Origin of the sequence: Actinomadura napierensis, assembly GCF_039529375.1 — a bacterium.
Classification (GTDB): Bacteria; Actinomycetota; Actinomycetes; order Streptosporangiales; family Streptosporangiaceae; genus Spirillospora; species Spirillospora napierensis.
This window is the reverse complement of the sequence record NZ_BAAAMR010000074.1, coordinates 45,236-51,640: the sequence shown is the minus strand read 5'-3', so window position 1 is coordinate 51,640 and position 6,405 is coordinate 45,236. Positions and strand designations below refer to the sequence as shown.

At 72.4% G+C, this 6,405-nt stretch carries 6 protein-coding genes and 1 pseudogene; 3 read left to right on the top strand and 4 right to left on the bottom strand.

Translation table 11 applies throughout. From position 1 onward, the window contains the following. Nucleotides 1-788 (bottom strand): annotated as a pseudogene (locus ABD296_RS33315) (hypothetical protein); the annotation flags it as partial. 756 nt (nucleotides 789-1,544) lie between these two features. Between ABD296_RS33315 and ABD296_RS33310 the strand changes: the two are divergent. Both ABD296_RS33310 and ABD296_RS33305 read left to right on the top strand, forming a co-directional pair. Further along, the gene (locus ABD296_RS33310; RefSeq protein ID WP_344276441.1) at nucleotides 1,545-2,348 is read left to right on the top strand and encodes an NAD-dependent epimerase/dehydratase family protein; all 804 of its coding nucleotides are present in this window, start codon (nucleotides 1,545-1,547) and stop codon (nucleotides 2,346-2,348) included. Nucleotides 2,349-2,428: 80 nt separating this feature from the next. Beyond that, a complete protein-coding gene (locus ABD296_RS33305; protein WP_344276439.1) occupies nucleotides 2,429-3,076 on the top strand; it encodes a TetR/AcrR family transcriptional regulator in 648 nt (215 codons plus the stop codon). Between the two features lie 4 nt (nucleotides 3,077-3,080). Here the strand turns inward: ABD296_RS33305 and ABD296_RS33300 are convergent, their stop codons facing one another. Together ABD296_RS33300 and ABD296_RS33295 are read right to left on the bottom strand one after the other, a co-directional pair. After that, nucleotides 3,081-3,461: a nitroreductase family deazaflavin-dependent oxidoreductase gene (locus ABD296_RS33300; RefSeq protein WP_344276436.1), complete on the bottom strand. Its 381-nt coding sequence runs from the start codon at nucleotides 3,459-3,461 to the stop codon at nucleotides 3,081-3,083. Nucleotides 3,462-3,511: 50 nt separating this feature from the next. Beyond that, nucleotides 3,512-4,975, bottom strand: a complete 1,464-nt coding sequence (locus ABD296_RS33295; protein WP_344276433.1) for a flavin-containing monooxygenase — start codon at nucleotides 4,973-4,975, stop codon at nucleotides 3,512-3,514. Nucleotides 4,976-5,059: 84 nt separating this feature from the next. Between ABD296_RS33295 and ABD296_RS33290 the strand changes: the two genes are divergently transcribed. Further along, the gene (locus ABD296_RS33290; protein ID WP_344276430.1) at nucleotides 5,060-5,677 is read left to right on the top strand and encodes a TetR/AcrR family transcriptional regulator; all 618 of its coding nucleotides are present in this window, start codon (nucleotides 5,060-5,062) and stop codon (nucleotides 5,675-5,677) included. Between the two features lie 21 nt (nucleotides 5,678-5,698). On the opposite strand, the gene ABD296_RS33285 is transcribed toward ABD296_RS33290, so the two are convergent. After that, nucleotides 5,699-6,373: a TetR/AcrR family transcriptional regulator gene (locus ABD296_RS33285; protein WP_344276427.1), complete on the bottom strand. Its 675-nt coding sequence runs from the start codon at nucleotides 6,371-6,373 to the stop codon at nucleotides 5,699-5,701. Nucleotides 6,374-6,405 lie beyond the last annotated feature (32 nt).

The following is a 6,405-nucleotide window of genomic DNA, read 5'->3' as shown; positions in this document are numbered from 1 at the left end:
GCCCAGGACGCGGCCGTCCACGCCACCGCGGGTCTCGTCGCGGCGGGCGCCGGCCTCGGCCGCACCGGCTGCGGCGGGACGGGCCTCACCGGTCGCGCGGCGGGGCCGCTCCCCGCGCCGTGGAGCCGGGCGCGGCGGAGGTGGAAGCGGCCGGACCGCCGGGGCGAGACGCTCTCCCGGCGGGCCAGCCGCAGTCTGAGCAGCAGCAAGGCCACCGAGGAGGCCATCGCCGCCAGCACGCCGGCCTGCAGCGCGGTCAGGTCGTCGAGGTCGGAGCCGTCACCGGGCAGCGTCCGCAGGTTGGACATCGGGACCGGTGCGATCGGCGCGGGCGCGGTCTGCGGCCCGGCGACCGGCGGCAGCACGACGTCGGCACCGCCCGGCCCGCCCGGCAGGCCCGGCACGCCCGCGGCGGTGACGGGCGGGACGCCGGGCGGCAGCGTGCCCGCCGTGATCCCGGGCGGCAGCGCGCCGGACGGTTCGGTGACGACGAGCGTGTACGTCCGGGACCGGGTGGCCGCGTGGGACGCCGAGGCGCGGACGGTGAGCCGGACGGTGCCGGACGCGGCGCCGGACGGAACCCGAACCGTCACGGTCGCCGACGCGCCGCCGGAGCCGACACTGCCGAGGCCCTGCTCGGACGGGGCGACGGTGGCGCCGCCGGTCACCGACGCCCGCAGCACGGTGCCGGACGCGGTCGCGCCGGACGCCGACACCCGGACGGTGGCGGTGATCGACCCGCCGGGCCGCACCGTCGCCGACGACACCGTGACCCCGACCGACAGCACCGGCCTCGCCGGCCGGCCCGGATCGTCCGGAGTCGTCGGCGTGGGCGTGGGCGTCGGAGTCGGCGTAGGTGTCGGGGTCGGCGTGGGCGTCGGCGTGGGCGTGGGCGTGGGGGTCGGGGTGGGCGTCGGAGTCGGAGTCGGGGTGGGCGTCGGAGTGGGAGTGGGCGTCGGCGTCGGTGTGGGGCTGTCCGTGGGAGCCGGCGACCCGTCCGTCGGGGTGGGCGTCGGTTCCGCGATCACCGGGGCCGCGCCGGAGACGGCGAGCACCGCCGCCACGCCGAGTCCCGCGAACACCGCACCGCCGGCCGACCGGGAGCGCACCTGTCCCCCACCTCCACCCTCCGAGACCCGTCAATGGTGCGATCGAATCAGGTCCCGAATGGCGCTTCAAGGCGTCCGGGAAAGCTTGTCAGCGAGCGACGAATTACCGTCCCCGGACATTGAGCCGGATTATCGGAGATTGCGTGCTTCGGAGCGGCACCGGCCGGGGCGCCCGGCGAGCGGCCCACCGCGGAAGTCGCCGTACGGCGGGGCTCGCGCCCCCTCCCTGACGCGGTGCGGCAGTCGGACGAGGGCCCGGACCGCCCGGCGCGCACCACGTCAGAGCCGGTCTCGCCCGCATTGCCGAAGCGCCAAAGAATGATCATGCGCAGCGGGAAATGCGCCGCACGAAAATCCACGGGTTCGCGGTTCGGCCGTCCGTGCGGCGGCGAACCTGCTGATCATGTGGACGCGGCCTGGTGCGAGACTGCTCGTATGACTCTCGGAAGGATCGTGCTGACCGGTGCGGCGGGACGGGTCGGCAGCGCCGTGCGCGCGCCGCTGCGCGAGGCGGCGGGGACGCTGGTGCTGGCCGACCGGGCGCCGCTGTCCGCCGAGGCGCCGAACGAGGAGGTGCGCCGCACCGACCTGTCGGACGCGGCGGAGATCATCGCGGGCGCGGACGCGGTCGTCCACCTCGCCGGGGTGCGGGACGAGGCGCCGTTCCCCGAACTGGTCGAGGGCAACATCCTGGGCGCGCAGCGGATGCTGGAGGCGGCGCGGGTGACCGGCGTCCGGCGGGTGGTGCTGGCCAGCAGCAACCGGGTGACCGGCCTCTATCCGTCCACGGAGACGGTGTCGCCCGAGATGCCGGCGCGCCCGGACGGCCTGTACGGCGTCAGCAAGGTCGCGGTCGAGGCGCTGGCCCGGCTGTACGTCGACAAGTTCGGGCTGGACGTGGTGTGCCTGCGCATCGGCAGCCTCGACGCGCGCCCGGACGAGCCGCGGCACCTGGCGACGTGGCTCAGCCACCGTGACTGCGCGGGGTTCGTGCTGGCGGCGCTGACCGTCCCGTCGCCGGGGTTCCTCGCCGCGTACGCGGTGTCGGCGAACGCGCGCCGGTTCTGGGAGCTGGACGACCGCCTCGGGTACACGCCGCAGGACGACGCCGCCGCCTACGGCGTTCCCGACACCTTCGTCGGGCCCGGCACCCCCCAGGGCGGCGACTTCGCGACCCCCGAGTTCACCCTCCGGTACCTGGAGCCCGCCGCGGGACGAGCCGACGACGCGCGAGGGTGACATTTGGTTCACACGAGAAGCGACGGACCGTTATCCTGACCTCCGGGTTACCGGTTCCTGACGGAAAGTCGAAGGGGTCCATGCCAACGTCCACGTGGTTCCGCCTCAACGTCGCCAAGCGGGAACGGGTCCTCGAAGTGGCGATGCGCGAGTTCGGGGAGCACGGGTACTCGACCGGCAGCCTGAACACCATCGCCCGCGAGGCCGGCATCGCCAAGGGCTCGCTGTTCCAGTACTTCAGCGACAAGCTGGAGTTCTTCGCCTTCGTCTGCGACGAGGCGTCCCGCCGGATCCGCGAGGAGATGGAGCGGCGCATCGCCCGCGTCGACTTCGACCAGTCCTTCGACGAGTGGCTGTTCGACGTGCTCTGCGACTGGACCGAGTACATGGCCGACCACCCGCTGGAGCGCGCGGTCACCGCCGCGACGAACTTCGAGCTGGACAACAGCGTCCGGTCGGTGGTCCGCGACACCGCGAACCAGCACTACCTGCAGGTCATCCACCCGACGCTGGAGTTGTGGAAGGCGCAGGGCGGCATCCGCGAGGACGCCGACCTGGAGGTCCTCGCCACGCTGATCCTGACGATGCTGCCGTTCCTGGCGCTGGCCCCCTACTACGACGGCCTCGACCCCATCCACGACCTGCGCGGCCGCACCCCCGCCGAGCAGCGCCCGGTGGTCCGCCAACTCGTCGCGGGCTTCCGCCCGATGTTCGCCCCGGAGAAGTAGCCCGTCAGGCGTCGAGGTCGGCGACCAGCAGGTCCATGCGGCGGGCGGCGTAGCGGGCGGGGGCCGGCAGGTCGCCGGTGTCGGCGGCCGACAGCACGCGCGGGTTGCTGATCCGGCGGACGCGGCCAAGCCGCTCCACGCCGCCGTGCTCCTCGGCGAGCAGGTTGCGCACCCAGTCGGTGTCGGTCCCGTACGGCAGGCCGATGATGATCCGGTCGCCGCTGCGGAACGCGGTGACGGGCGTGCGGTACTCGCGTCCGGACGTCCGCCCCTTGTGCACGATGACGGCGAGCGGCGGCAGGTAGGGCGCGTAGACGCCCTGCACGCGGTTCGTGAACGCCTTGTTGATCCGGCGCAGCCGCCGGGGCATCAGTGGTTTCGGCATGCTCCCTGCCTAACACGTCCGGGACGCGGGCGCGCCCCGGACGTCCCGCTTCACGGCGTGAGGAGGTACTCCTCGGGCTTGGCCTTGCGGTTGCCGGCCCAGAACTCGAAGGTGTGGCCGGGCCACAGCGTGCGGTTGACGCCCTGGTCGTCGAGGTACCAGCTGTTGCAGCCGCCCTCGTTCCAGACGGCGCGGCGCAGCCGGCGCTGCATCCGGTCGTTGAACCGGCGGGAGGCCTCGGGCTTCGGCTCGATCGCGTCGGCGCCGGACTCCTGGAGCAGCCGCAGGCAGCTGAGCACCTGCTGGATCTGCACCTCGATCATGAAGACGACCGAGTTGTGGCCGAGGCCGGTGTTCGGGCCGAGCAGCATGAAGAAGTTCGGCATGCCGGGGACCGTGGTGCCGCGGTGCGCCTCGATGCCGTCCGCCCAGATCTCCTGGAGCTTGACGCCGTTCCGGCCGGTGACGCGCAGCTCGTTCAGGGCGTCGACGACCTTGAAGCCGGTGCCGTAGACGATGCAGTCGACCTCGTACTCGCGGCCGTCCTGTGTGACGACGGAGTTCTCCCGCACCTCGGCGATCCCGGACGTCTCGACGGTCACATTCGGCCGGGTGAGCGCCGGGTAGTAGTCGTTGGACAGCAGGACGCGCTTGCAGCCGATGGTGTAGTCCGGCGTGACCTTGGCGCGCAGCTCCGGGTCGGGGATCTGCTTCTCCAGGTGCCGGCGGGCGAGCACCTCCTGCGGGAGCGACAGCCGCGGGTCGATGGTGAAGCCGACCGCGCGGGCCTCCAGCGCCCAGTAGATGCCGTTGCGGAACGCGCGGGCCACGCCGGGCACCTTGCCGAAGGCGGTGCGGACGGGCTTGGGGAAGGTGAAGTCGGGCTTCGGCTGGATCCACGGCGGCGTCCGCTGGAACAGCACCAGGTCCCCGGCCTTCTTCGCGACCTGCGGGACGAACTGGATGGCGGACGCGCCCGTCCCGATGACGGCGACGCGCTTGCCGGCGAGGTCGTAGGAGTGGTCCCACTCGGCGGAGTGGAACGCGGTGCCCTGGAACCGCTCGATGCCCGGCAGGTCGGGGAAGGAGGGGATGTGCAGGGCGCCGATGCCGGACACGACGGCCTTGGGGGTGAGGACGGTGCCGTCGCCGAGGGTGACGTTCCAGCGGCGGGCGTCGTCCTGGTACTCCATGCGGTCCACGGTGCTGCGGAACCGGATGTGGTCGCGGACGCGGTACTTGTCGGCGGTGCGCTCCATATAGGCGCGGATCTCGGGCTGCGGCGCGAACATCCGCGTCCAGCCCGGGTTGAGCTCGAAGGAGAAGGAGTACATGTGCGAGGGGACGTCGCAGGCGCACCCGGGATAGGTGTTGTCGTGCCACGTCCCGCCGAGGGCGTCGCTCTTCTCCAGGATCACGAAGTCGTCGAAGCCGGACTGCTTCAGCCGGATCGCCATGCCGAGCCCGGCGAAGCCGGACCCGATGATGACGATCGCCGGGGCACGCTCGCTCATTAGCCGTCCTCTCACGGTAACCTACTCGGGGTAAGTTACTATGAGTAGATTACTGACGGTAGGTCCAACAGAGAGGATTCTCCTGTGAGTGCCGCCACACCGCAGCCCCCGCCGCGCCGCCGCCGGATGTCGCGCGCGGACCGCGAACGGCAGATGCTGGACGTGGCGGAGGAGGTGTTCGGCGAGCGCGGCTACCAGGGCACCTCGATGGACGAGATCGCCGAGCGCTGCGGGGTGTCCAAGCCGATGCTGTACGAGTACTTCGGCTCCAAGGACGGCCTGCTCGTCGCGTGCGTCGGCCGCTCCAAGGCCGAGCTGCTGGACGTCACCCAGAAGGCCATGGCCGGCGCCGCCACCCCCGAGGACATCCTGTGGCGCGGGATGGTCGCCTACTTCTCCTTCATCGACGCGCACAGCAAGTCGTTCGCGATGCTGCTGCGCGAGCCGGCCGCCGCGTCCCAGGAGGCCGTCGACGCGGTGGAGGCGACCCGCCGCCAGCAGAGCGAGCTGATCTCCGGGGTGCTCGCGACGTTCGCCCCGTCCGCCGGCGAGCAGGCGATCGCCGCGTTCACCGAGATCATCATCGGCGCGAGCGAGCGGCTCGCGCAGTGGCGGACGTGGCATCCCGAGGTGAGCGTCGAGGACGCGGCGCGCCACATGACCGACTTCTGCTGGAAGGGACTCAGCCCCTACCTGGCCTGAGCCTTTCAACCCTCACGACTCTCACGACCGGGACGCGCGGGGCAGCGCGTCCAGCGCGCCGATGAGCAGGTCGAGGCCGAACTCGAAGTCGGTCTCCGGGTCGTGGCTGGCGAGTTCCGGAGCGAGCGCGACCACGTGCGGGAACTCGGCGGCGTCCAGCTTCGCCCACGCCTCGGCCTGGGTCTCGACGAGGTTGTCCAGCGTCTTCACCACGCCGGTCTCGCGCAGCTGCGCGCCCAGCGCGTACGCCATCAGCGCCCGCATGATCCGCACCGAGGTGGGGCCGTCGAACCCGGCGGCGTCGGCGAGCGCGAGCGCCCGCTCGGCCGGCCGCAGCCCCAGCTGCGTGTCGATCTTGTGGGTGAGGACGATCGTCATGCAGCGGGGATAGTCGTGCGCGACCTTCCGGAAGGCGCGGACGAGGGCGCGCGCCCGGTCCTGCCACGGCTCGCCGGGGTCGTCCTCCAGCTCCAGGCCGGCGACGACGTGCTCGGCGACGCCCTCCAGCAGCGCGCCCTTGTTCGGCACGTGGTTGTAGAGCGACATCACCGCGACGCCCAGCTCGGCCGCCACGCGGCGCATGGACAGCGCGTCCGCGCCCTCCCGCTCGATCAGCCCGACCGCCGCCTGCACGATCCGCGCCCTCGTCAGGACGGGGCGCGGCGCCGGCGTGTCGGACGTCACGTCGCCGTCCATCGGTCCCGCCCCTTCCCGCCGTTGACACCTGT

Bases quoted from the DNA above. Each gene is read 5' to 3' on its own strand.
- ABD296_RS33310 (WP_344276441.1), top strand. From the start codon at position 1,545: ATGACTCTCGGAAGGATCGTGCTGACCGGTGCGGCGGGACGGGTCGGC.
- ABD296_RS33305 (WP_344276439.1), top strand. From the start codon at position 2,429: ATGCCAACGTCCACGTGGTTCCGCCTCAACGTCGCCAAGCGGGAACGG.
- ABD296_RS33300 (WP_344276436.1), bottom strand. From the start codon at position 3,461: ATGCCGAAACCACTGATGCCCCGGCGGCTGCGCCGGATCAACAAGGCG.
- ABD296_RS33295 (WP_344276433.1), bottom strand. From the start codon at position 4,975: ATGAGCGAGCGTGCCCCGGCGATCGTCATCATCGGGTCCGGCTTCGCC.
- ABD296_RS33285 (WP_344276427.1), bottom strand. From the start codon at position 6,373: ATGGACGGCGACGTGACGTCCGACACGCCGGCGCCGCGCCCCGTCCTG.